The sequence below is a fragment of the Sinomonas cyclohexanicum genome, assembly GCF_020886775.1.
Lineage (GTDB): Bacteria > Actinomycetota > Actinomycetes > Actinomycetales > Micrococcaceae > Sinomonas > Sinomonas cyclohexanicum.
This window is the reverse complement of sequence record NZ_AP024525.1, coordinates 3,541,615-3,563,131: the sequence shown is the minus strand read 5'-3', so window position 1 is coordinate 3,563,131 and position 21,517 is coordinate 3,541,615. Positions and strand designations below refer to the sequence as shown.

18 protein-coding genes and 1 pseudogene are annotated in these 21,517 nt (G+C 70.5%); 3 read left to right on the top strand and 16 right to left on the bottom strand.

The genetic code is table 11. The features are described 5' to 3' along the window. Positions 1-3: 3 nt before the first annotated feature. The gene (locus SCMU_RS16810; protein WP_229230239.1) at positions 4-942 is read right to left on the bottom strand and encodes a DUF4031 domain-containing protein; all 939 of its coding nucleotides are present in this window, start codon (positions 940-942) and stop codon (positions 4-6) included. Positions 943-1,117: 175 nt separating this feature from the next. Between SCMU_RS16810 and clpB the strand changes: the two genes are divergently transcribed. After that, complete coding sequence (gene clpB / locus SCMU_RS16805) at positions 1,118-3,763, top strand: ATP-dependent chaperone ClpB (RefSeq protein WP_274602888.1); 2,646 nt, start codon at positions 1,118-1,120, stop codon at positions 3,761-3,763. Positions 3,764-3,805: 42 nt separating this feature from the next. Here clpB and SCMU_RS16800 read toward each other — a convergent pair whose 3' ends face one another. Next, complete coding sequence (locus tag SCMU_RS16800) at positions 3,806-4,210, bottom strand: septum formation family protein (RefSeq protein WP_229230238.1); 405 nt, start codon at positions 4,208-4,210, stop codon at positions 3,806-3,808. 409 nt (positions 4,211-4,619) lie between these two features. On the opposite strand from SCMU_RS16800, the gene SCMU_RS16795 reads away from it, so the two are divergent. After that, entirely contained in the window at positions 4,620-4,850 is a 231-nt protein-coding gene (locus tag SCMU_RS16795) for a DUF3073 domain-containing protein (protein ID WP_229230237.1), read from the top strand. Between the two features lie 3 nt (positions 4,851-4,853). After that, a complete protein-coding gene (locus SCMU_RS16790) occupies positions 4,854-5,783 on the top strand; it encodes a Sir2 family NAD-dependent protein deacetylase (protein WP_229233074.1) in 930 nt (309 codons plus the stop codon). A gap of 55 nt (positions 5,784-5,838) precedes the next feature. On the opposite strand, the gene SCMU_RS16785 is transcribed toward SCMU_RS16790, so the two are convergent. The 14 genes and pseudogenes from SCMU_RS16785 to SCMU_RS16720 form a co-directional block, all read right to left on the bottom strand. Then, positions 5,839-7,026, bottom strand: a complete 1,188-nt coding sequence (locus tag SCMU_RS16785; RefSeq protein WP_229230236.1) for a cytochrome P450 — start codon at positions 7,024-7,026, stop codon at positions 5,839-5,841. A gap of 159 nt (positions 7,027-7,185) precedes the next feature. After that, positions 7,186-8,418, bottom strand: a complete 1,233-nt coding sequence (purM, locus tag SCMU_RS16780; protein ID WP_371829607.1) for a phosphoribosylformylglycinamidine cyclo-ligase — start codon at positions 8,416-8,418, stop codon at positions 7,186-7,188. Next, the gene (gene purF / locus SCMU_RS16775; RefSeq protein ID WP_443020167.1) at positions 8,415-10,088 is read right to left on the bottom strand and encodes an amidophosphoribosyltransferase; all 1,674 of its coding nucleotides are present in this window, start codon (positions 10,086-10,088) and stop codon (positions 8,415-8,417) included. The genes purM and purF overlap by 4 nt, the downstream gene beginning before the upstream one ends. Positions 10,089-10,100: 12 nt before the next feature. After that, positions 10,101-10,541, bottom strand: a complete 441-nt coding sequence (locus SCMU_RS16770; protein WP_229230234.1) for a hypothetical protein — start codon at positions 10,539-10,541, stop codon at positions 10,101-10,103. 115 nt (positions 10,542-10,656) lie between these two features. After that, a pseudogene (locus SCMU_RS16765) lies at positions 10,657-12,166 on the bottom strand (nucleobase:cation symporter-2 family protein). A gap of 247 nt (positions 12,167-12,413) precedes the next feature. After that, positions 12,414-13,367: a factor-independent urate hydroxylase gene (gene pucL, locus SCMU_RS16760; RefSeq protein ID WP_229230233.1), complete on the bottom strand. Its 954-nt coding sequence runs from the start codon at positions 13,365-13,367 to the stop codon at positions 12,414-12,416. A 6-nt stretch (positions 13,368-13,373) separates the two neighbouring features. Beyond that, complete coding sequence (uraH, locus tag SCMU_RS16755) at positions 13,374-13,715, bottom strand: hydroxyisourate hydrolase (RefSeq protein WP_229230232.1); 342 nt, start codon at positions 13,713-13,715, stop codon at positions 13,374-13,376. 4 nt (positions 13,716-13,719) lie between these two features. Further along, a complete protein-coding gene (gene uraD, locus SCMU_RS16750; protein WP_229230231.1) occupies positions 13,720-14,265 on the bottom strand; it encodes a 2-oxo-4-hydroxy-4-carboxy-5-ureidoimidazoline decarboxylase in 546 nt (181 codons plus the stop codon). Between the two features lie 372 nt (positions 14,266-14,637). Beyond that, entirely contained in the window at positions 14,638-15,111 is a 474-nt protein-coding gene (bcp, locus tag SCMU_RS16745) for a thioredoxin-dependent thiol peroxidase (protein ID WP_229230230.1), read from the bottom strand. Between the two features lie 24 nt (positions 15,112-15,135). Then, entirely contained in the window at positions 15,136-16,476 is a 1,341-nt protein-coding gene (allB, locus tag SCMU_RS16740; protein ID WP_229230229.1) for an allantoinase AllB, read from the bottom strand. After that, entirely contained in the window at positions 16,473-17,651 is a 1,179-nt protein-coding gene (locus SCMU_RS16735; protein ID WP_229230228.1) for a glycerate kinase, read from the bottom strand. Before SCMU_RS16735 ends, allB begins: the two co-directional genes overlap by 4 nt. Before the next feature lie 4 nt (positions 17,652-17,655). Beyond that, positions 17,656-19,443 carry a glyoxylate carboligase gene (gene gcl, locus SCMU_RS16730; RefSeq protein WP_229230227.1) on the bottom strand — a complete coding sequence of 596 codons (1,788 nt, stop codon included), beginning with the start codon at positions 19,441-19,443 and terminating at the stop codon, positions 17,656-17,658. A gap of 205 nt (positions 19,444-19,648) precedes the next feature. Further along, positions 19,649-20,548: a 2-hydroxy-3-oxopropionate reductase gene (locus SCMU_RS16725; RefSeq protein ID WP_229230226.1), complete on the bottom strand. Its 900-nt coding sequence runs from the start codon at positions 20,546-20,548 to the stop codon at positions 19,649-19,651. A 73-nt stretch (positions 20,549-20,621) separates the two neighbouring features. Beyond that, positions 20,622-21,413, bottom strand: a complete 792-nt coding sequence (locus SCMU_RS16720; RefSeq protein WP_229230225.1) for a hydroxypyruvate isomerase family protein — start codon at positions 21,411-21,413, stop codon at positions 20,622-20,624. Positions 21,414-21,517: the final 104 nt, after the last annotated feature.

Here is a 21,517-nt window from a genome sequence, read left to right as displayed (position 1 = left end):
GTCTCACTGCCCGATCCAGGACCCCGCCTCGAGCTCGGCCCGGAGGTTCAGCCGGGCCTGCGCGGCCCACAGGCCGCGAGCCGTTTCGGTGTGGAAGAGTGGGTCGAGGTCCAGGAGCGATTCCAGCACCGCGGCCCGGCCCGCGCGGAACAGCTCGTCGGGGACGTGCGCGAACTCCTCGCGCACCTGGCGGGCGTAGCGCCGATAGGCGTGTGGATCCCGGCCCAGTACCTCGAGGTCGGCGTCGCACATGAGCTGGCCGGCGCCGTCGTGCGCCTCGGGGGCGTGCGCCGCAGTGAGCCGCACGAGCCGCCCCACCTCGCCCACCTCCGCGTCGGGCAGGCCCGCCCCGCTCAGCCGGTCCTCGGCGAGGAGCGCCGAGTCCTCCTCATCCTGCCCCGGGGCGGCGCCGGCTTCTCCCTCCCGCCCGCTGGCGTCTCCCGCTCGGTAGACCGCGTCGTGGAACCAGGCCGCGAGCACGACGGCGCGCGGCGCCCCGTGGGGCGAGGAGCCCCCGTCCGCAATCCGCTCGAGGGACTCCAGGACGGCGAAGAGGTGGGCGCGCGTGTGGTAGCGGCGGTGCGGCTCGGCCCAGCGGTCCAAGAGCTCGCGGCCCAGGTCGCCCCGTCCGGGCAGGAGGGCCTCCCAGCGCTGCAGGAGCGGGCGCTCCAAGGCCTTGGCACGCTCGCGTGCTGGCACTCGCAGACCCGAGCCTATTAGGGCGCGGGCGAGCGCACGGCCCGTCACCTCGCGGGCGCCGAGTGCCACGAGCTCGGCATGGCGGCGCTCGGGGACGTCGTAATGGTCCTCGTCGAAGGCGCGCTCGGGGATCCCCGCTGCGGCCGCGAAGGCGTGCAGCTCGGTGAGGGACGCATCCGAGACGAGATGCGCGAACACCGTCCCGTGCGCGGGCCAGATCGGGGAGTCGATGAGGATGCCCATGGGAACAGCATGCCACCGGGGGCTCGGACCGCGCGGGGCCCGATGGGCGCCGGTGGGCGCGCGCCCTTCGGCTTTGTCCACAAAGTTGAGTCATGTACACTCAACTTAAATGCGTTGACCTCGGTGAGGTCGACGCGGTTGGATGGATCTGGAAGCGCGTGGAAGGGAGCTCGTTTTGGACGTCAAATTCACTACCAAGAGCCAGGAGGCGCTCTCCGCGGCCGCCATGAACGCCTCGACGGCGGGCAATCCGCAGATCGAGCCCGCGCACCTCCTCAAAGCGCTCATGGACCAGCGCGAGGGCGTCGCCGTCGCGCTCCTGCGGGCCACGGGAGCGGACCCGGACGCCGTGAGCGTCGCGGCCAGCACGGCCATCAAGGCCCTACCGTCGAGCTCCGGCAGCACTGTGGCCCAGGCGCAGCTCAGCCGCCAGGGTCTCCAGGTCGTCCAGGCCTCCCAGCAGCAGGCGGAACAGATGGGGGACTCGTTCGTCTCCACCGAGCACCTCCTGCTCGGACTCGCGGCCGACGGCGGTCCGGCCGGCGCGGCGCTGCGTGACAACGGGGCGGCGCTCGAGTCGCTCAAGGCGGCGCTCCCCGGCGTGCGCGGCGACCGCAAGGTGGACTCCCCGGACCCCGAGAACACGTTCCAGGCGCTCGAGAAGTACGGCACGGACCTTACCGCCGTTGCGCGCTCCGGCAAGCTCGACCCGGTGATCGGGCGCGACTCCGAGATCCGCCGCGTCATCCAGGTCCTCTCCCGCCGCACCAAGAACAACCCGGTGCTGATCGGCGAGCCCGGCGTCGGCAAGACCGCCGTCGTCGAGGGCCTCGCCCAGCGGATCGTCGCCGGGGACGTGCCCGAGAGCCTGAGGGGCAAGACCCTCATCTCCCTCGACCTCGGCTCGATGGTCGCGGGCGCCAAGTACCGCGGCGAGTTCGAGGAGAGGCTCAAGGCGGTCCTCGAGGAGATCAAGGCCTCGGAGGGCCAGATCGTCACGTTCATCGACGAGATCCACACGGTGGTCGGCGCCGGTGCGACGGGCGACTCGTCCATGGATGCCGGCAACATGCTCAAGCCCATGCTGGCCCGCGGCGAGCTGCGCCTCATCGGCGCCACGACGCTGGACGAGTACCGCGAGAACATCGAGAAGGACGCCGCCCTCGAGCGCCGCTTCCAGCAGGTGTTCGTGGGGGAGCCGAGCGTTGACGACACGATCGCGATCCTCCGCGGCCTCAAGGAGCGCTACGAGGCGCACCACAAGGTGGCCATCGCCGACTCCGCGCTCGTGGCCGCCGCGACCCTGTCCAACCGGTACATCTCCGGCCGCCAGCTCCCCGACAAGGCCATCGACCTCGTCGACGAGGCCGCGTCCCGGCTGAGGATGGAGATCGACTCGGCGCCCGAGGAGATCGACCAGCTGCGCCGCGCCGTCGACCGCCTCACGATGGAGGAGCTCGCCCTCGAGGGCGAGACCGACGCCGCGAGCGTCGAGCGGCTTGCCGCCCTCCGCGAAGACATGGCGGACAGGAAGGAGGAGCTCTCGGCGCTCAACGCCCGGTGGGAGGCCGAGAAGGCCGGCCTGAATCGGGTGGGCGAGCTCAAGGCGAAGCTGGACGAGCTGCGCTCCCTCGCGGACAAGGCCCAGCGCGAGGGCGATCTCGGCGAAGCCTCCCGCATCCTCTACGGCGAGATCCCCACGCTCGAGCGCGAGCTCGCCGAGGCGAATGAGGTGGCCACCGCCGCTGAGCAGGGCACCGCGGGCAAGTCCACGATGGTCGCCGAGGAAGTCACCGCGGACGACATCGCCGAGGTCATCTCGGCGTGGACCGGCATCCCCGCCGGCCGCATGCTCCAGGGCGAGAGCCAGAAGCTCCTGCACATGGAGGAAGAGCTCGGCAAGCGCCTCATCGGCCAGGCCAAGGCGGTTGCCGCGGTCTCCGACGCCGTGCGGCGGGCCCGGGCCGGCATCAGCGACCCGAACCGGCCCACCGGCTCGTTCCTCTTCCTCGGTCCCACCGGCGTGGGCAAGACCGAGCTCGCCAAGGCCCTCGCGGACTTCCTGTTCGACGACGAGCGCGCCATGGTGCGCATCGACATGTCCGAGTATTCGGAGAAGCACGCCGTGGCCCGGCTTGTCGGTGCCCCTCCGGGATACGTGGGGTACGAGGAGGGCGGCCAGCTGACCGAGGCCGTGCGCCGCAGGCCGTACTCGGTGATCCTGCTCGATGAGGTCGAGAAGGCGCACCCGGAGGTCTTCGACATCCTCCTTCAGGTGCTCGACGACGGCCGTCTCACGGACGGCCAGGGCCGCACCGTGGACTTCCGCAACGTGATCCTCGTGCTGACCTCGAACCTCGGCAGCCAGTTCCTCGTGGACCCCGAGCTGAGCGAGTCCTCGAAGCGCGAGGCCGTCATGAGCGTGGTCAACGCCTCGTTCAAGCCCGAGTTCCTCAACCGGCTCGACGACGTGATCATGTTCGACGCGCTGTCCGTGGACGAGCTGTCGCGGATCGTGGAGCTTCAGGTCGCGTCGCTCCAGTCGCGGCTCACGGAGCGCCGGCTCACCCTCGAGGTGACCGACGCCGCCCGGGCCTGGCTCGCGATGGCCGGCTACGACCCCGCCTACGGCGCGCGGCCGCTGCGGCGGCTCGTGCAGCGCGAGATCGGGGACCGGCTCGCGCGGGAGATCCTCGCCGGGGAGATCGGCGACGGCGACACCGTTCTCGTCGACGTCGCCGACGTGAACGTGGACCTGAAGGACCTGTCCGGTGCCACGAGCGGCCTGAGCGTCACGCGCAAGGTGCCCGCCGTCCAGTAGGCTGCCGCCGCCGAGGTCACCCCGTGTGACCTCGGCGGCGGGTCAGTGGAGGAGCGACGCGGTGAGCGTGTTCCCGTCAGTGGTCACCACATAGCAGTCCATGCGGCGGTCACCGCCCTGCCACCCGTCCTGGCTCGGGTACGCGGAGCGCTGCTTGAGGTGGCTCGTGTCGTCCGGAAGGGTGATGTCGGACGTCTTGCACAGCTGGCTGGCGCGCTGCTCGAGGGCGTCGCGGCCGGGATATGCCTCGTCGGCCGGGGCGTTCTCGACGCCCACGAGCTGCGCCGAGTGGGCCTCGGCGCAGTCGACCTTGTTCCCGGACGTGGCGGCGGCGTCGAAGTCGGCGAAGCAGTCGCCCTTCGCGTATGCGGTCGACTCCACCGCGGCCTTGGGCTTCCCGGCGCCGGCCAGCGCGGCGATGCCCCAGATGATCAGGCCGACGGCCACGACCGCCGCGATCAGGAACAGGGGCCCCCGGCGCCGGCGGCGTCTGCGCTCCTCACGCCGGGTCCCGGGTGTACCGCCCCGGGAGGGGCCGCCGCGCGAGGGGCTCCTCCTGAAGCGGTCGAGCAGGCCCGGCGTGCGCGCGCCAGGGGCTCCCGGCGAGCGTGCAGGCTTCGGCGGGGGCGGCGGAAAGTTCCCGCGGCGAGGGGCACCAGGGACGTTGGGCGTGCTCATGCACTGGGCTCGCTTCCTTGTAGCTCACACGGCCAGTGGACAGCGCCGGAGCGAATACGCATGACGGCGCAATTACATGTAGTCTAGACCTACGACAAATTGATCAGACACTCCGGGGCCTCGCGAGCATGCCCTTCGCGACAACCTCCGGGACCGACGCAAAAGAGGGGGTCACGCCATGGGGCGCGGCCGTCAAAAGGCTAAGGCAACCAAGCAGGCCCGGGACATCAAGTACTACAGCCCGAGCACTGACTATCGAGCTCTCGAGCGCGAACTCGGCTCGCAGGGTGGCCATTCTTCTCACCGGTACACCGATGACTCCGAGCCGGATTACTCGGAGTACGAGGACAAGTACGGGGATCAGTTTGCCGATGATGACGATGACGAGGACTCCCGCCGGATCGGTTGAGCCCTGAACCCGTTCGAGCACCCGGCCGTCGCCGGTGCGCACGCGGCCGCGTTGCGGTCGATCGCGCGCGAGGTGACAGAGACCGCGGAACCGCAGCAGCCCGACGTCGCCCGTGAGGGGATCCTCGGGATGCTGCGCGACGGGGGAGTGCTGGCGCTGACCGGAGCGGGCGTGTCCACTGCGTCGGGGATCCCGGACTATCGCGGCCCGCAGGGCTCGTGGCGCAAGCATCGGCCCATGACGTACCAGGAGTTCCGCCACGACGCGGCGGCCCGCCACCGGTACTGGGCCCGCAGCTACATCGGCTGGCGGCATCTCCATCGTGCCGAGCCGAACCGCGCCCACCGGATCCTCGCCGATCTCGAGGGGCGGGGCTCCGTGGCCGGCGTCGTGACCCAGAACGTGGACGGCCTGCACGCCGCCGCGGGGACGAGGCGACTGGTGGCGCTGCACGGCGACCTCGACAAGGTGGTGTGCCTCAACTGCGGCAACGTCGAGGGGCGCACCAATCTCGACGAGCGTCTCGCCCAGGCCAACCCGGGCTATGCCGAGGCCGTCGCCCACGACCCCGCGACGGTCAACCCGGACGGAGACGTCGAGCTCGATGCGCACTGGGTCGCGCGGTTCATCATGGTGCCGTGCCTCGTGTGCGGGTCCGACATGCTCAAGCCCGATGTCGTGTACTTCGGCGAGAGCGTCCCGCTCGAACGCAAGGAACGGGCGACGGCGATGCTCGCCTCCGCGCGCAGCCTCCTCGTGCTGGGGTCGTCCCTGGCGGTCATGAGCGGCTTCCGGTTCGTTCTGGATGCGGTCCGGGACGGCAAGCCGGTGGGGATCGTCAACCAGGGCCCGTCCCGAGGCGACTCGCGGGCGCAATGGCGCTGGCGCACCGAGGTGGGCGGGGCCCTCGAGGAGCTCTCGGCGCTCCTGTGATCCGCGGGAGGTGACTCCCGGGAGGTGACTCCCGGGAGGTGGCTCCCAGACGGGGTCAGGCGAGGCGCACGCCCACCGTGCTCCACCCGCCCGACGGGTAGCGCGCCCGCTGCGGCGCCTCGCCCGCCGGCTCGATCGCCGCCGTACCACCCAGCAGCTCCTGCATGAGCACGCTCAGCTCGAGCCGGGCGAGCGGGGCGCCCGGGCACGCGTGGATCCCCTCCCCGTAGAGCAGGTTGTCGGCCGGATTGCGGTCGAGCCTGAACTCGTCGGGCTGTTCGAACACGCTCCCGTCCCGATTCGCGGAGGCCCAGAGCACCACGACGCGCTCCCCGGAGGGGACGGTCCTGCCCCCGATCGTGACCTCGCGGGTGGTCCTGCGACGGTTGGCGATCAGTGGCGCGTCGAGGCGGAGGATCTCGTCGCTCGCTCTGGCGAGCAGGGCGCCGTCGTGCCTCCGGGACCGCAGATCAGCCTGCACGTCCGGGTGGGTGGCGAGGAACCGCGCGATGATCCCGACGCTCGCGGCGATCGTGCCGAGTTCGCCGACCGTCCAGTTGCGCACGATCGAGACGATCTCCTCGTCGGAGAGGGTGCGGCCGTGGACCTCCTCGCCGAGCAGCTCGGTGGTCGCGTCCTCGGGTGCCGCGGCCCCGGCCTTCCGCCGCAGCTCGAGCTGCTCGCGGATGTAGCCGTCGAACTCGAGGGCGATGGCGGACATCGCGGCCCGGTCGAGGCTCAGGGTTGCGGCGTGGTTCTTCTTGGTCCATTCGCGCAGCGGGCCGTGGAGCGTGTCCGGCCAGCCCATGAAGGCGCACTGGACCTCATTCGCGAACGGCTCGGCGAGGGCGCCCATGATCTCGACCTCGGCGTCCCGGGGGAGCGCCGCGACGAGGCGGTGCGCGATCCGACGGCACGTGGGCTCGAAGGCGTGCATGCGCCAGGGGGTGTAGTACTTGTCGACGATTGCGCGGTAGGGCCCGTGCTCGGGCGGATCCATGCCGTTGGGGACGGTCAGGTGCGTTGAGACGGCGTTGGAGAACGTGCGGGGGTCGTCGAGGATCGCGCGGTTGTCCGCGTGCCCGAACACGGCCCAGTTGCCCTGGGCCCCGAGCGCCACAGGGCACCGCGCGCGCATCGCGTCGTAGGCGGCAATCTGGTCGGCCTGGACCTCCTCCGAGCGGGGGTCCCAGTCGAAGACGGGCGCCGCGCTGTGGGCCGTCTCCTGAGGCTTCTCAGTCATGGGGTCCACGGTGCCAGACATCCCGTTTCGGGTACATATGACGTGCCGAAAACGGCGTCTCGGGTACGAGGTGTGTACCCGAAACGCCGTTTTCGCGAGGTGATCTGTACCCGAGACGGGGCGAGAAGCGCGAGGTGAGCGAGCGGAGGGAGGCTCGGGTCAGGCGTAGCTGTTGACGAGGCGGACCGCTCCGCCGTCCACGCCCTTGGCGCCCTGCACGTAGTCGGGACCTGCAGCCGCTGCACGAGCAGCAGAACCTGCGAGGTCGTCCGCGCCCACCCGGCCCATGACCCACGAGGGCAGCCCGCGCTCGGCGAGGCGGGCGAGGGCGGCGTCGGCGGCCTCGGGCGCCACGATCGCGACCATGCCCACGCCGAGGTTCAGCGTGCGCTCGAGGTCGGCCTGCGGCACGTTGCCGAGCTGGGCGATGACCTTGAAGATCGCCGGGAGCTCCCACGTCGAGCGGTCTACGGTCGCAAGGAGGCCCTTGGGCAGCACCCGCGCGAGGTTCGCCGCGAGGCCGCCGCCCGTGACGTGCGAGAACCCGCGCAGCGGGAGGCCCGCGCCGGGCTCGCTGCCGGCACCGGCGCCGCCGGCGCCGTTGAGCGCCCGCACCAGGTCGAGGCAGTCGGCGGCGTACACGCGCGTGGGCTCGAGGAGCTCTTCGCCGAGCGTGCGGCCCAGCTCGGATACCTGGCGGTCGAGGGCCCAGCCGGCGTGGTTGATGACCCGGCGCACGAGCGAGTACCCGTTCGAGTGGATCCCCGAGGACGCCATGCCGATCACGACGTCGCCCTCACGCACCCGATCGGGGCCGAGCAGCGCATCGGCCTCGACCACACCGGTGGCCGCGCCCGCGACGTCGTACTCGTTCTCGCCGAGGAGGCCCGGGTGCTCGGCCGTCTCGCCGCCCACGAGCGCCGTGCCCGCCACGGAACAGGCCGCGGCGATGCCGCGCACGATGTCCGCGATCCGCTCGGGCACGACCCTGCCGCACGCAATGTAGTCGGTCATGTACAGCGGCTCGGCGCCGACCACCACGATGTCGTCCACGACCATGCCCACGAGGTCGAACCCGATCGTGTCGTGCACGTCCATGGCCTGCGCGATCGCGACCTTCGTGCCCACGCCATCCGTGGACGTCGCAAGCAGCGGCCGCCTGTAGGTCAGGAGCCGGGAGACGTCGAACAGGCCCGCGAAGCCGCCGACGCCGCCCAGCACCGAGGCGTTGTGCGTCGCCTTGACGGCGTCCTTCATGAGCTCGACGGCGCGGTCCCCGGCCTCGACGTCGACTCCAGCGCCGGCGTAGGTAATCACAGTGTCGGTGGGCGCCGGGGAAGTGCTCCCAGCGGACGTGCCGGCGGGCTGGGGCTGTGCGGGCGTGGCGCTCATACGGTCTCTTTCCTCACGGCGTCGGGCGTCTTGTCTGCCTCGGTCAGCAGGGGTTCGAACTCCGAGTCCGGGCCCGGGTCGCAGCCGGTCGAGCCCGGGTGGCCCCCGTCCTCGGCGTCGGTGACCGGTTCGAGGGGAGCGTCGCCGTCCGGCGACCCGACGGCGTCCGGCAAGCCGGCGCCGTCGTGCGCTCCGCCCTCCGTGCCGTTCCGCCGCTCGAGCAGGTTCTTCCCGAGCTTGTCCGCGCTGGGCAGCTCGATCGGGTACGTGCCCGTGAAGCACGCGGTGCAGAGGCGCTCACGCGGCTGCTGGGTCGCGGCGATCATCCCGTTCTCGGAGATGTACCCGAGGGAATCGGCGCCGATGGCCTGGGAGATCTCCTCGATCGTGGCGCCGTTGGCGATGAGCTCGGCGCGCGAGGCGAAGTCGATGCCGTAGAAGCATGGCCACTTCACGGGCGGCGAGGAGATCTTGACGTGGACCTCGGCCGCGCCCGCCTCGCGCAGCATGCGCACGATCGCGCGCTGGGTGTTGCCGCGCACAATCGAGTCGTCCACGACGACCACGCGCTTGCCGCGGATCACGGACTCGAGCGCGTTGAGCTTGAGCCGGATGCCGAGCTGGCGCAGGGTCTGGGACGGCTGGATGAACGTGCGGCCCACGTAGGCGTTCTTGACGAAGCCGTGCGCGAACGGGATGCCGGACTCCTCCGCGTAGCCCACCGCGGCCGGGGTGCCGGACTCGGGGACGGGGATGACGATGTCCGCGTCGTGGGTGTTCTCGCGGGCCAGCTGGCGGCCCATCTCGACGCGGGACTCGTACACGGAGCGGCCCGCGATGCTCGCGTCCGGGCGGGCCAGATAGACGTACTCGAAGACGCACCCGGCCGGGGTGGGCTTGCCGAAGCGCTGCGAGCGGACGCCGTTCTCGTCGATCGCGATGAACTCGCCCGGCTCGATCTCGCGGATGAAGCTCGCGCCCACGGTCGCCAGCGCGGACTGCTCCGACGCGACCACCCAGCCGCGCTCGAGGCGGCCCAGGCACAGCGGCCGGATCCCGAAGGTGTCCCGCGCGGCGTAGATCGTGTTCTCGTCCATGAAGACGAAGCAGAAGCCGCCGCGGATCTTCGGCAGCAGCTCCATGGCGGTCTCCTCGAGCGTCTGGCCCTTCTGGCCCGCCAGGAGCGCCGTCACGAGCGCCGTGTCCGAGGTGTTTCCCTGCTTCATCTCGCCCGTGAGCTCGCCGCCCGTGAGCTCCTCGATCATGTCGCGGAGCTCGGCGGTGTTGGTGAGGTTGCCGTTGTGGGCGAGGGCCACGGTTCCGGACGCGGTTGCGCCGAGCGTGGGCTGCGCGTTGGCCCAGTGGCTCGCGCCCGTCGTCGAGTAGCGGCAGTGGCCCACCGCGAGGTGCCCCGTGAGCGAGTTCAGGGTCGACTCGTCGAACACCTGCGAGACGAGGCCCATGTCCTTGTACACGCTGATGCGCTCGCCGTCGCTCGTGGCGATGCCCGCGGACTCCTGCCCGCGGTGCTGGAGGGCGTACAGGCCGTAATACGTGAGCTTGGCGACCTCCTCGCCGGGTGCCCACACACCGAAGACGCCACAGGCGTCCTTGGGGCCTTTGTCAAGGGGATCTATATCAAGGGAGAGGAGTCCGTCACCGCGTACCACTGGTCGATTGTCTCACGGAGCCGAGGTGGCACCCGCCTCGGGGTCCTTCGGCGCGCTCGCGGCGGCGGCACCTCCGGCCGTGCCCTCGCCTGTGCCGTCGCCAGAGGCGGTCTCCGCGGACGACGGCGCGTGCTCGCCGTCGTGCGCCGGCGCACCGACGGCCTCGGTCTCCGGGGTCTCCTCGGGCTCGTCGATCTCCTCGACGGTCGCGCGCTCGGTGCGGCGCAGGAGGACGCGGTCCAGGACGAGGGCGACGACGCCGCCCACCAGGACGCCCGCCGCTGCGAACAGGACCAGGAAGTAGCCGAAGACCGAGCCCTGCGTGTAGTCCTTCGGGGCCGGGACCGAGTAGGAGGTCACCGCCGCGACGATGACGCCGAGCAGGCCGCCCGCCACGAGGAACGGGACGTACTTGGGCGCACGGCGGACGGTGATCTGACGCTGGGTGGGCATGGGACAAGCTTACCGGGCGCCCGCGGCCCCGCATGGTGGCGCCAGAGACCCCTCAACAGACGGCCGGAGACCCCTCAACGGGGTGTTGAGGGGTCTCCGGCGGGAGGATGCGGGGTCAGTGGCCGTGGGCGGCGCTGTCTGACTTCCCGGCCTTGGACTTGACGGCGACCTCGTTGCCCTCCTTGTCGAGGATCTTGCCGTTCTCGCAGCGGTCGCCCTCCTCGAGGCACTCGAGCACCTCTTCGGGGATGACGCGGACGGGGGCGGCGCCGAACACCGACGGATCGTGGGGCGTGCCGCGCTTGAACACGTTGAAGACGAGGTTCAGGAGGATCGCCATGATGGCCGCGGAGCTGATGCCCGAGTCGAAGATGACCTGGAACCAGGTCGGGAACGCGTGGTAGAAGTCCTTGTTGATCACCGGGACGAGGCCGAACGCGATGGACGTCGCGACGATGATCAGGTTCATGTTGTCCTTGTACTCGACCTTGGCCAGGGTCCGGATGCCGGACGCCGCGACCGTGCCGAACAGGACGATCCCGGCGCCGCCGAGCACGGGGGCGGGGACGGCGGCCACGACGCGGCCCAGGATCGGCAGGAGCCCCAGCAGGGTCAGGACTCCGCCGCCGGCGGCCACCGCGTACCGGGACTTGATGCCCGTGACGGCGACGAGGCCGACGTTCTGGGCGAACGCGCTCTGGGTGAACGTGTTGAACACGGGGGCGACGGCCGAGGAGAGCATGTCGGCGCGCAGGCCGTTGGCGATGCGCTTCGAGTCCACCGTGGTGCCGGCGATCTCGCTGACCGCGAGGATGTCTGCCGTGGTCTCCGTGAGGATCACGAGGATGACGATGACCATCGAGATGATCGCGGCCGGCTCGAACGTCGGCAGGCCGAACGCGAACGGACGCGGCAGCTCGAAGACGGCGCCGGTCCCGACCTTGGAGAAGTCCGCCATGCCGAAGGCAGCGCACGATCGTGCCGATGACGATCGCGAGCAGGATGGACAGGCGCGAGATGACCGCGTTGCCGAGCTTGCTCAGGAGCATGATGACCACGAGGGTCAGGGCCGCGAGGCCGATGTTCGCGGGCGAGCCGTAGTCCGGTGCCTTGGCGTTGTTCCCCAGCGCCCAGTTGGCGGCGACCGGGACCAGCGAGAGGCCGATGGTCGTGATCACGACTCCCGTGACGACCGGCGGGAAGAAGTGGATGATCTTCGCGAAGAACGGCGCGATGATCAGGCCGATGAGCGAGGCTGCGATGACGGCGCCGAACACCGCCTGGATGCCTCCGCCGCCGCTCACGATCGCGAGCATCGTCGCGACCGAGGCGAACGAGGTGCCCTGCACGAGCGGCAGCTGCGAGCCGAACCACTTCACGCCGAGCGTCTGCAGCAGGGTTGCGAGGCCGCCGACGAACAGGCACGAGGTGATGAGCAGTGCGATGTCCTGGCCGCCGAGGCCGGCCGCCGAGCCGATGATCAGCGGCGGGGCGATGATGCCGCCGTACATCGTCAGCACGTGCTGGAACCCGTACGCGAACGCGGTCCCAACCGGGAGCTTCTGGTCTTCGGGGCGTGCCGCCTGGGCCTGGGCCTCGGGTGCGGGCGCGGACTTTCGGGACATAGCGGACCTCCTTGTCAGCTGTGATATTCCGAGTGCGCAACTTGGGGAAGGGGTTGGGTGCCGCGGGCGGCCGGCCCCAGGGAGGGCAGGGCCGCCCGCGGCGGTCAGGTGGCCCCGGAACCGGGGCGATCTCGCCCGAAGGGGGCGAGCGGAAGGAGGACGACGGCGGCCGGAGTTCACCGCCGTCGTGCGCGCCTTCCGTGGGGGTGCAGCGAGCGTGCTGGAGCCGTCAGGCTCGGCACAGCGGTCAGCAGAAGCCGGTGATGCCGTCCCACGCGTTGTTGTCGCCCGAGATGGACTCGCGCTGGAAGTTCGCCTCGATGAGGCCGTACGGGCGGTCGGCCGCGTAGAAGACCTCGTTCGGGTTGTCGAGGCCGAACGGCGTCAGGTCCACGAGGAAGTGGTGCTTGTTCGGCGTGGAGAAGCGCAGCTCCTCGATCTCCGGGTGGGCGTCCAGGACCTTCTGCGCCATCTGGAACAGGGTCTGCTGGAGCGCGTACGAATAGCCCTCGGTGAAGCCCTCGAGGAGGAGCGCCTTGACGTCGTCGTACGACTTGTTGAAGTCGACGCCGCCGTTCGCGATCGCCTCGGGGCTGTAGCGCCAGCGGGCCGAGACGTCCGTCGCGAGGATGCGGTCCGTGGTCTCCTCGAGCGTCGTGAAGCGGTCCTTCGGGTAGCCCACGAAGCCCGACTGGGTCGACTTGAGGACCGTGAGGTCGTTGAGGCCCGAGATGACCTGAATGGCGTCGCCGTCCTTCACGACCACCGCGTTGCGGACCTCCTGTCCCTTGCGGACGAAGGAGTGGTCGTGGCCCGCGGCCTTGCCCTCCCCCGGGGCGGTGCTGGTCTGGATCCGCTCCCACGCGTACTGCTCGGCCTCCCAGCGGCCACCCGTGACCCACGCGAACTCGGAGGTGAAGTGGTTCGCGAGCCGGATGAGGAACTGCTCGGGCGAGCCGACGCCGTCGCGGGCGAACCCGAAGACGGTGTTCTTCTGGGTGTCCGTCGGGACCACATGGGCGTTGTCGCCCTCGAAGTGGGCCGCGTCGAAGTCGCCGCGGAGCTGCGACGTGACGCTCAGGTCCTCGATCTCGTGGCGGTCCGTGTCGCGGGTGATCTTGACGACGCGGACCTCGGCCTTGCCGTACTGGTTCTTGCCCAGGACGATCTTGTTGTTCTCGTTGCTGTTGTTCTGCGCCATGGTCGCTTAGCTCCCTCGATAAGTAGAAAAGGCGAAAGGACTCAGCAGAAGCGGCACGTGGTAGTGCGCCTCGGCCGCGTTGACCGTGAAGGTCAGCGAAACCTCTGGGAAGAAGGTGTCCTGTCCGATGCTGGCGAAGTACGGTCCCGTGGCGAACTGGAGGCGGTAGCTGCCGCTTTCCAGCCGCTCGGGGCCGAGGTCTTTCACCCGCCCGTCCGCATCGGTGATGCCCGTGCCAATCCGGGACCATGCGTCGCCGTCGCGGGCGTAGAGTTCGACGGCGACACCTGCAGCCGGCTTCCCGGCGGCGGTATCCAGAATGTGGGTGGTCACATGTGAGACGCTCATGCGCTCAGGCTCCTCTCGAAGCGGTGCTCTGGCCCTGCGGGCTCGGCGCGAGGCTCTGCCCGAGCAGGCCCTCGAGGCGGAGCAGGGCGATCTCCCGCAGCTGCCCGGCCACGATCGGCTCCTCCTGCTCGGGCGTGTGGCCCAGGCGTTCCCGGAGGGCCCGGAGCATGTCCTCGGCGCTGCGGCCCGCCGCCCGGATCAGGAAGACCCGGCCGAACTTCTCCTCGTAGGCCCGGTTGCCGGCTGCCAGGGCCGCCGCGGTCGCGTGGTCCTCGTGGTCCACACCCGCCTGCTCGCTCCTGGACATCCCGGCCTCGGTGCTCGTACCGGCCGCCTTCTCGCCGATGCGTGGGTGGTGGGACAGCGCGCCCTCAAGCTCCGCGGGGGTGAAGGGATCGGCCGCGCCGTGCGCTGCATCCAGGAGGGCCTCCACGCTCGCGAACGGGCGGGCTGCAGTGATCTCCTCGACCCAGCGGTCGACGTCGAGGCACGGCTTCAGGAGCTCTCGTGCCTTCTCGGCGGGGGCGGCGTTGAACTGTTCAAGCAGCATGCTTGTCTGGTCCTCAACTGCTCAATGCTGGCATCCACGGTGACGGCTATACGGAACATCGGTGTCCAGATCGCCTGGGTTCCGTATCGTGGAACTGTTATTTCAGCATGTGCAATTAGTCTGCACTATCTGCCCTGTGACTGTCAACACATCTCAGTGATCTGGGATACAGAATAATTGAGGTCCCGTTCTGGGGGCGCGGCCGGTTTCGCCGATTTCTCCCCAGACCGCATGACGGCTGTGGTGGGCGGGAGGGGCGACCTGGTCGACTGGGTGAACTCGGGAACGACCGGGCCCCGGACCAGTGAGTACTGGTCCGGGGCCCGGTTTCGGCTTCGTTCAGCCGTGGCGCAGTTCTGCTGTGGTGCTGGCTCAGAGGCCGAGCTTGGTCCTGAGCGCGGCGACGTGTCCGTCGGCCTGGACGCCGTAGTCGATCGACTCGATCTCGCCCGAGGGGGACACGACGGCGGTGGAGCGGAGGATGCCCTCGCGCACCTCGCCCTGCACGATCTTCTCGCCCCACGCTCCCCAGGCCTTGGCGACGGCCGCGCCGTCGTCCGCGAGGAGCGGGAAGGTGAGGGAGAAGTCATCGGCGAAGGCCTTGATGTCCTCGACCGGATCCGGCGAGATCCCGATGACGCTCACGCCGGCTGCATTCAGTGCGTCGAGGCTGTCCCGGAAGTCGCAGGCCTCGGTGGTGCAGCCCGGTGTAGCCGCCTTGGGGTAGAAGTACACGACCACCCGGCGGCCGCGGAAGTCGTCGAGCGAGACGGCCTTCCCGGACGCGTCCGGGAGCGAGAACGTGGGGGCCTGCTGCCCAGCGGAGAGCTTCGTCAGTGCTGTCATAGGGTTCCTCCTAGGGGGTTGGCTTCACGCAGTGCCGCGGCGGATCAGCTGGCCCTTCGGCTCGTTGAAGTCCACCTCGGTGCCGCGCACGAAGGTCCTGCGCACCACGCCCGAGAGCGGCTTGCCCTGATACGGCGTGATGTGGTTCTTGTGGTAGAGCCTGTCCGCGTCCACGATAAACGCCTCGTCGGCGGCGAAGATCGCCAGGTCCGCGTCGAAGCCCGGCGCGAGGGTGCCCTTGCGCTGCAGGCGGGCGAGCTCGGCCGGCTTGCGTCCCATCCACTCGACGACCTTCTCGAGCGGGATCCCGCGCTGGCGCGCCTCGGTCCAGATGATCGACAGGCCCAGCTGCAGCGACGAGATGCCGCCCCACGCGACCGCGAAGTCGCCGTTCTCAAGGTCCTTGAGGTCAATCGTGCTGGGGGAGTGGTCCGAGACGATGCAGTCGATGACCCCGTCCTCGAGGCCCTTCCAGAGCAGCTCCCGGTTCGAGGCCTCGCGGATCGGCGGGCAGCACTTGTACGACGTGGCCCCGTTCGGGATCTCCTCGGCCAGGAGCGTGAGGTAGTGCGGACACGTCTCGACGGTGAGCTTGACGCCGTCCCGCTTCGCCGTCGCGATCATCGCGAGGGCGTCCGAGGACGACAGGTGCAGGATGTGCGCCCGGGCACCGGTCCAGCGGGCCCGCTCGATGACCTCGGCGATCGCGATGTTCTCGGCGCCGCGGGGGCGGGAGTGCAGGAAGCCCTCGTACTCGTCGCCCTCGGGGCTCGGCGCCCGGTCGATCGCGCGGGAGTCTTCGGCGTGGACGATCATGAGGCCGTCGAAGCTGGCCAGCTCCGCCATGTCCTTCTCGAGCTCGTCAGGGTCGAGCGGCGGGAACTCGTCGACGCCCGAGTGCAGCAGGAAGCACTTGAAGCCGAAGACGCCCTCGTCGTGGAGCGCCCGCAGGTCGCCGGTGTTGCCCGGGATCGCGCCGCCCCAGAAGCCGACGTCCACGAACGCCTGGGTGCGGGCGGAGTCGCGCTTGACGTCGAGCGCGTCGACGTTCACGGTCGGCGGGATCGAGTTGAGCGGCATGTCGATGATGGTCGTGACGCCGCCGGCCGCCGCGGCCTTCGTGGCGGACGCGAAGCCCTCCCACTCGGTGCGGCCGGGCTCGTTGACGTGCACGTGGGAGTCGACGAGGCCGGGGATGAGCGTCTCGTCATCGGCCAGCTCGATCGTCTCCTTGCCCACGAGGGCGTTGCCGAGCGGCTCGAGCGCGACGATGCGCCCATCCACGATGCCCACTTCGCGGGCCACGATGCCCGCAGTCGTGAGGACCCTCTGGCCTCGGATCACCAGGTCGTATTCGGTAGTCACCGCACGGACTCCTTCCTGCTGTTGCTGTCAACGATTGTCGCGGCCAGATCTCTCCCGACCTGCCGCAGGAGGCTCGCGGCCTCCCGGATGCACGTGTCCACGTCCGGCTCGAGATCCGTGAGGGCGTGGACGGACCGGAACCCCGCCGCGGCGCGTGACGCGGGGTCCAGCTGGCTGCGCCCGCACACCGCGACTGCGGGGATCCCGAGCGCCGCGGCCTCCGCCGCGACGCCCACGGGAGCCTTCCCCGACAGGGACTGCGCGTCGAGGCTGCCCTCGCCCGTCACCACGAGTTCGGCCCCGGCGAGCTTCTCGCGCAGGCGCGTGAACTCGACGACGACGTCGATCCCGCGCCTGCGCCTCGCGCCGAGGGCGAGCGCCGCATAGCCGACGCCGCCCGCCGCGCCCGCCCCGGGAAGGTCCTTCGCTGCCGCGGCCCAGGGGCCCATCTCCGCGCCGAGGACGGCGGCGAACCGCGCCAGGGCGGCGTCGAGCTCCGTGACGTCCGACGGCGATGCCCCCTTCTGCGGGCCGAACACGGCTGCCGCTCCGCGTACCCCGAGGAGGGGATTGTCGACGTCGGCGGCCAGCGTCAGCTGGAAGGAGCCGCTTGCGTGGTCGAGGCGGGTGTCGAGGCCGGACAGGTCCGCCGAGGCGATCCGCGCGAGGGCCGCGCCGCCGAGCGGGAGGTCGCGGCCGGCGTCGTCCGTGAACCGCGCACCCAGGCCCGCGAGCATCCCCGCACCGCCGTCGGTGCAGGCGCTGCCGCCCACGCCGAGGACGATCTCACGGCAGCCCGCGTCGAGTGCCGCGCGGATGAGCTGGCCCGTGCCGAGGCTCGTGGCCCCGCGGGCGTCGAGGGTGCCGCCGGGGAGCACGTCGAGGCCCGAGGCGGCCGCCATCTCGATGACCGCGGTCCGGTTGCCGTCCGCGTCGGCCGAGACCGCGAACTCGGCGGTGAGCCTCTGGCCCGTGGGACCGGCCACGGCCGCCCGGCGCGGGGAGAACCCCGCGCCGAGGGCCGCGCTCACGGTGCCCTCGCCGCCGTCGGCCACGGGGACCTGGACGAGCTCTGCCTCGGGGAGCACCTCGCGGATGCCCGCGGCGAGCGCCTCGGCCACCTCGGCGGCGGTGAGCGAGCCCTTGAACTTGTCGGGGGCGAGGACGATCTTCATGGTGCTAGTCCAGCAGCGCCACGATGGCGGTCGGCGCGTCCTCGTGGCGCTCGGCGAGCTCCTCGAACTCCGTCACGTTGTCCAGCTCCGTGCCCATCGCGATGTTGGTCACGCGCTCGAGGATGCACTCCACCACCACGGGGACCCTGTACTCCGCCATGAGGGCGCGCGCCTTCTCGAAGGCCGGAGCGAGGTCGTCCGGGTGCTCCACGCGGATGGCCTTGCAGCCGAGGCCCTCGGCCACCTTGACGTGGTCCACGCCGTAGCCGGCGGCCGTGCCCGTCTCGGAGGTCGCGTTGATGTTCTCGAACGCGAGGGAGACCTCGAAGTCCATCTCGAAGCCCCGCTGCGACTGGCGGATGAGCCCCAGGTAGGAGTTGTTCACCACCACGTGGATGTACGGCAGCTGGTGCTGCGCGCCCACCGCGAGCTCCTCGATCATGAACTGGAAGTCGTAGTCGCCCGAGAGTGCCACCACCGGCTCGCCGGGCTTGCCGCGCACCACCCCGAGGGCGGCCGGCCCGGTCCAGCCCAGCGGGCCGGCCTGGCCCGCGTTGATCCACTTCCGCGGCCCGAACACGTGCAGCAGCTGGGCGCCGGCGATCTGGGACAGGCCGATGGTGGTCACGTACGTGGTCTCGGGTCCGAACGCCTTGTTCATCTCCTCGTAGACGCGGAACGGCTTCATGGGCACCTTGTCGTAGTGCGTCTTGCGCTGCATGCGGCCGCGCTTGTCCTGCGCCGAGGCTGCCCACGCCGTGTAGTCGGGGAGGGTCCCGGCGGCCTTGCGCTCGCGGGCCACCTCGAGGATCGCCTCCAGGAAGGCGCCCGCGTCCGAGACGATGCCGAAATCGGGGGAGAACACGCGGCCGATCTGGGTCGGCTCCACGTCCACGTGCACGAACGTCCGGCCCGCGGTGTACTTGTCCACCGAGCCGGTGTGGCGGTTGGCCCAGCGGTTGCCGATGCCGATCACGAAGTCGGACTCGAGGAACGTCGCGTTGCCGTACTTGTGGGCGGTCTGCAGGCCCACCATGCCGGCCATGAGGCGGTGGTCGTCCGGCATGATGCCCCAGCCCATGAGGGTCGGAACCACGGGCACGCTGAGGATCTCGGCCAGCTCGACGAGCTGCGGGGCTGCGTCGGCGTTGATGATGCCTCCGCCGGCCACGATGAGGGGCCTCTCCGCCGCGGTGAGCATGTCGAGGGCCTTCTCGGCCTGCTTGCGCGTGGCGCGCGGCTTCTCGACGGGGAGCGGCTCGTACGCGTCGATGTCGAACTCGAGGGCCATCTGCACATCGAACGGCAGGTCCAGGAGCACGGGGCCCGGGCGGCCGGTGCGCATGAGCTGGAACGCCTTCTGCACGGCGCCGGGCACCTGGCCGGGCTCGAGGACGGTCATGGCCATCTTGGTCAGCGGCTTGGCGATGGACTCGATGTCCACGGCCTGGAAGTCCTCCTTGTGCAGCTTCGCCACGGGCGCCTGGCCCGTGAAGCACAGCATCGGGATGGAATCCGCCTGCGCGGCGTAGAGGCCCGTGATCATGTCCGTGCCCGCGGGGCCGGACGTGCCCAGGCACACGCCGATGTTGCCCGCCTTGGCGCGGGAGTAGCCGTCCGCCATGTGCGAGGCGCCCTCCACGTGACGGGCGAGCGTGTGGCGGATGCCGCCGTGGGCCTTCATGGCCGAGTACAGGGGGTTGATCGCGGCGCCCGGGAGGCCGAACGTCTCGGTGGCCCCCTCCTTCTCGAGGATGGCCACGATCGCGTCGACAGTGCGCATCTTTGCCATTGCCGTTGCTCCTAACTGGAAAGTCTTGATGAGTCTGGGGAATCGGGTGGAATGGGGCGCCGGCCCCGGGGTTGCGCGCCCGGGGCCGGCGGTCTGTGGGGCACCGCCTGCGCGAGGTGCCGCGCGGAGCGTGCGGTGCCGTGCGCACGACGGCGAGTGGCCGCCGTCGTGCGTCAGTCGGTGAGTGTCGCGGGGCTGCTTGCCGTCAGCGCCGGTCTTTGCCGGAGAGCTCGGCGGTGAGCTTGAAGAGGCCGGAGTGGTCGAGGCCGCCGTCGCCGCGGGCGACGAGGGCGGTGACCAGCTGCGCGACGGCCGCGCCGAGCGGGACGACCACGCCGGCCTCGCGGGCGGCCGAGGTGACGATGCCGAGGTCCTTGTTGTGCAGGGCCAGGCGGAAGCCGGGGTCGAAGTTGCGGTCCAGCATCTTCTGGCCCTTCTGGTCCAGGACCTTCGAGCCGGCGAGGCCGCCGCCGAGGACCTTGAGCGCGGCGTCCGTGTCGACGCCGTACGCCTCGAGGAAGACGATCGCCTCGGAGAGCGCCTGGATGTTGACGGCGACGATCAGCTGGTTCGCGGCCTTGACGGTCTGGCCGGAGCCGGAGGGGCCCACGTGGACGATGGTCTTGCCGACCGCCTCGAGGACGGGCAGTGCGGCGTCGAAGTCCGCCTTGTCTCCGCCAACCATGATGGACAGGACGGCGTCGATGGCGCCCTGCTCGCCTCCGGAGACCGGAGCGTCGAGGGGGCGGAGGCCGGCCTCGCGGGCATCGGCGGAGAGCCGCGCGGCCACGTCGGGACGGATCGAGGAGGCGTCGATCCACAAGGCGCCCTTCGGCGCGTTCGCGAACACGCCGTCGCCGCCGGAGACGACGCCCTCGACGTCGGGGGAGTCCGGCACCATCGTGATGATGACCTCGGCGTCCTTGACCGCCTCCGCGATGCTCCCCGCGCCCTGGCCGCCCTCGGCGACGAGCTTGGTGACCTTGTCCTCGCTGCGGTTGTAGCCGGTGACCGTGTGGCCGGCCTTGACGAGGTTGACGGCCATGGGGAGGCCCATGATGCCGAGGCCGATGACGGCGATGTTGGTCTTGGCGGGATTGCTCATCTTCTGCTCCTGGAAGTCTTGGGTGTGGGTGGTCGTGCCAGCGGCTCAGGCGACGGGGCTCAAGCGACGGGGCTCAAGCGACGGGGCGGATGGCCCACGTGAATGCCTCGGCCTGCGGCGCCTTGTACTCGAGGCCGATGTAGCCGGCGTAGCCGAGCTCGCGGGAGCGGGTGATCCACTCGCCAAGCGGGAGCTCGCCGGTGCCGGGGGCGCCGCGGCCGGGGTTGTCCGCGATCTGGATGTGGCCGAAGTCCTTGGCGTGCTCCTCGATGACGGCGGCGACGTCGTCGCCGTTGACCGCGAGGTGGTAGAAGTCGGCCAGGAGCTTGACGTTGTCGACGCCCGCCTCACGGGTCTTCGCGATGACCGCGAGGGCGTCCGCCGCCGTCTTGAGCGGGTAGGCCGGGGTGCCGGAGACGGGCTCGAGGAGCACGGTGCCGCCGATCTTCGCGACGCCCTGGGCGGCGGCGACGAGGTGCGCGACGCCGAGCTCGTCCTGCGCCTCGGAGGACGCGCCGTCGAGCCGGTTGCCGTACAGCGCGTTGAACGCCTTGGTGCCGGTGCGCTCGGCGATGGCCACGACCACGTCGATGTTGTCGAGGAACTCGCGCTCGCGGCCGGTCCACGAGACGAGCCCGCGGTCACCGGCCGGCATGTCGCCCGCGAAGAAGTTCAGGCCGGACAGCCGCACGCCGGCGTCGTCCAGGGCCGCGATGAACGCGTCGACGTCCTTGTCAGCGGGGACGGCCTCGGCGAACGGCCACCAGAACTCGACCGCGTCGAAGCCCGCCGCCTTCGCCGCCGCCGGGCGCTCGAGGAGGGGCAGCTCGGTCAGGAGGATGGAGCAGTTCACCGTGTACGTCATCGTCGGGGCCTTTCTTGTCCGTCAGGTCTTTAGAATTGATTTCCATATTGCGGAAGGAAACTTTCTCTGTATGAAAGTGTAGATCGACGATGTGACTGGGGTCA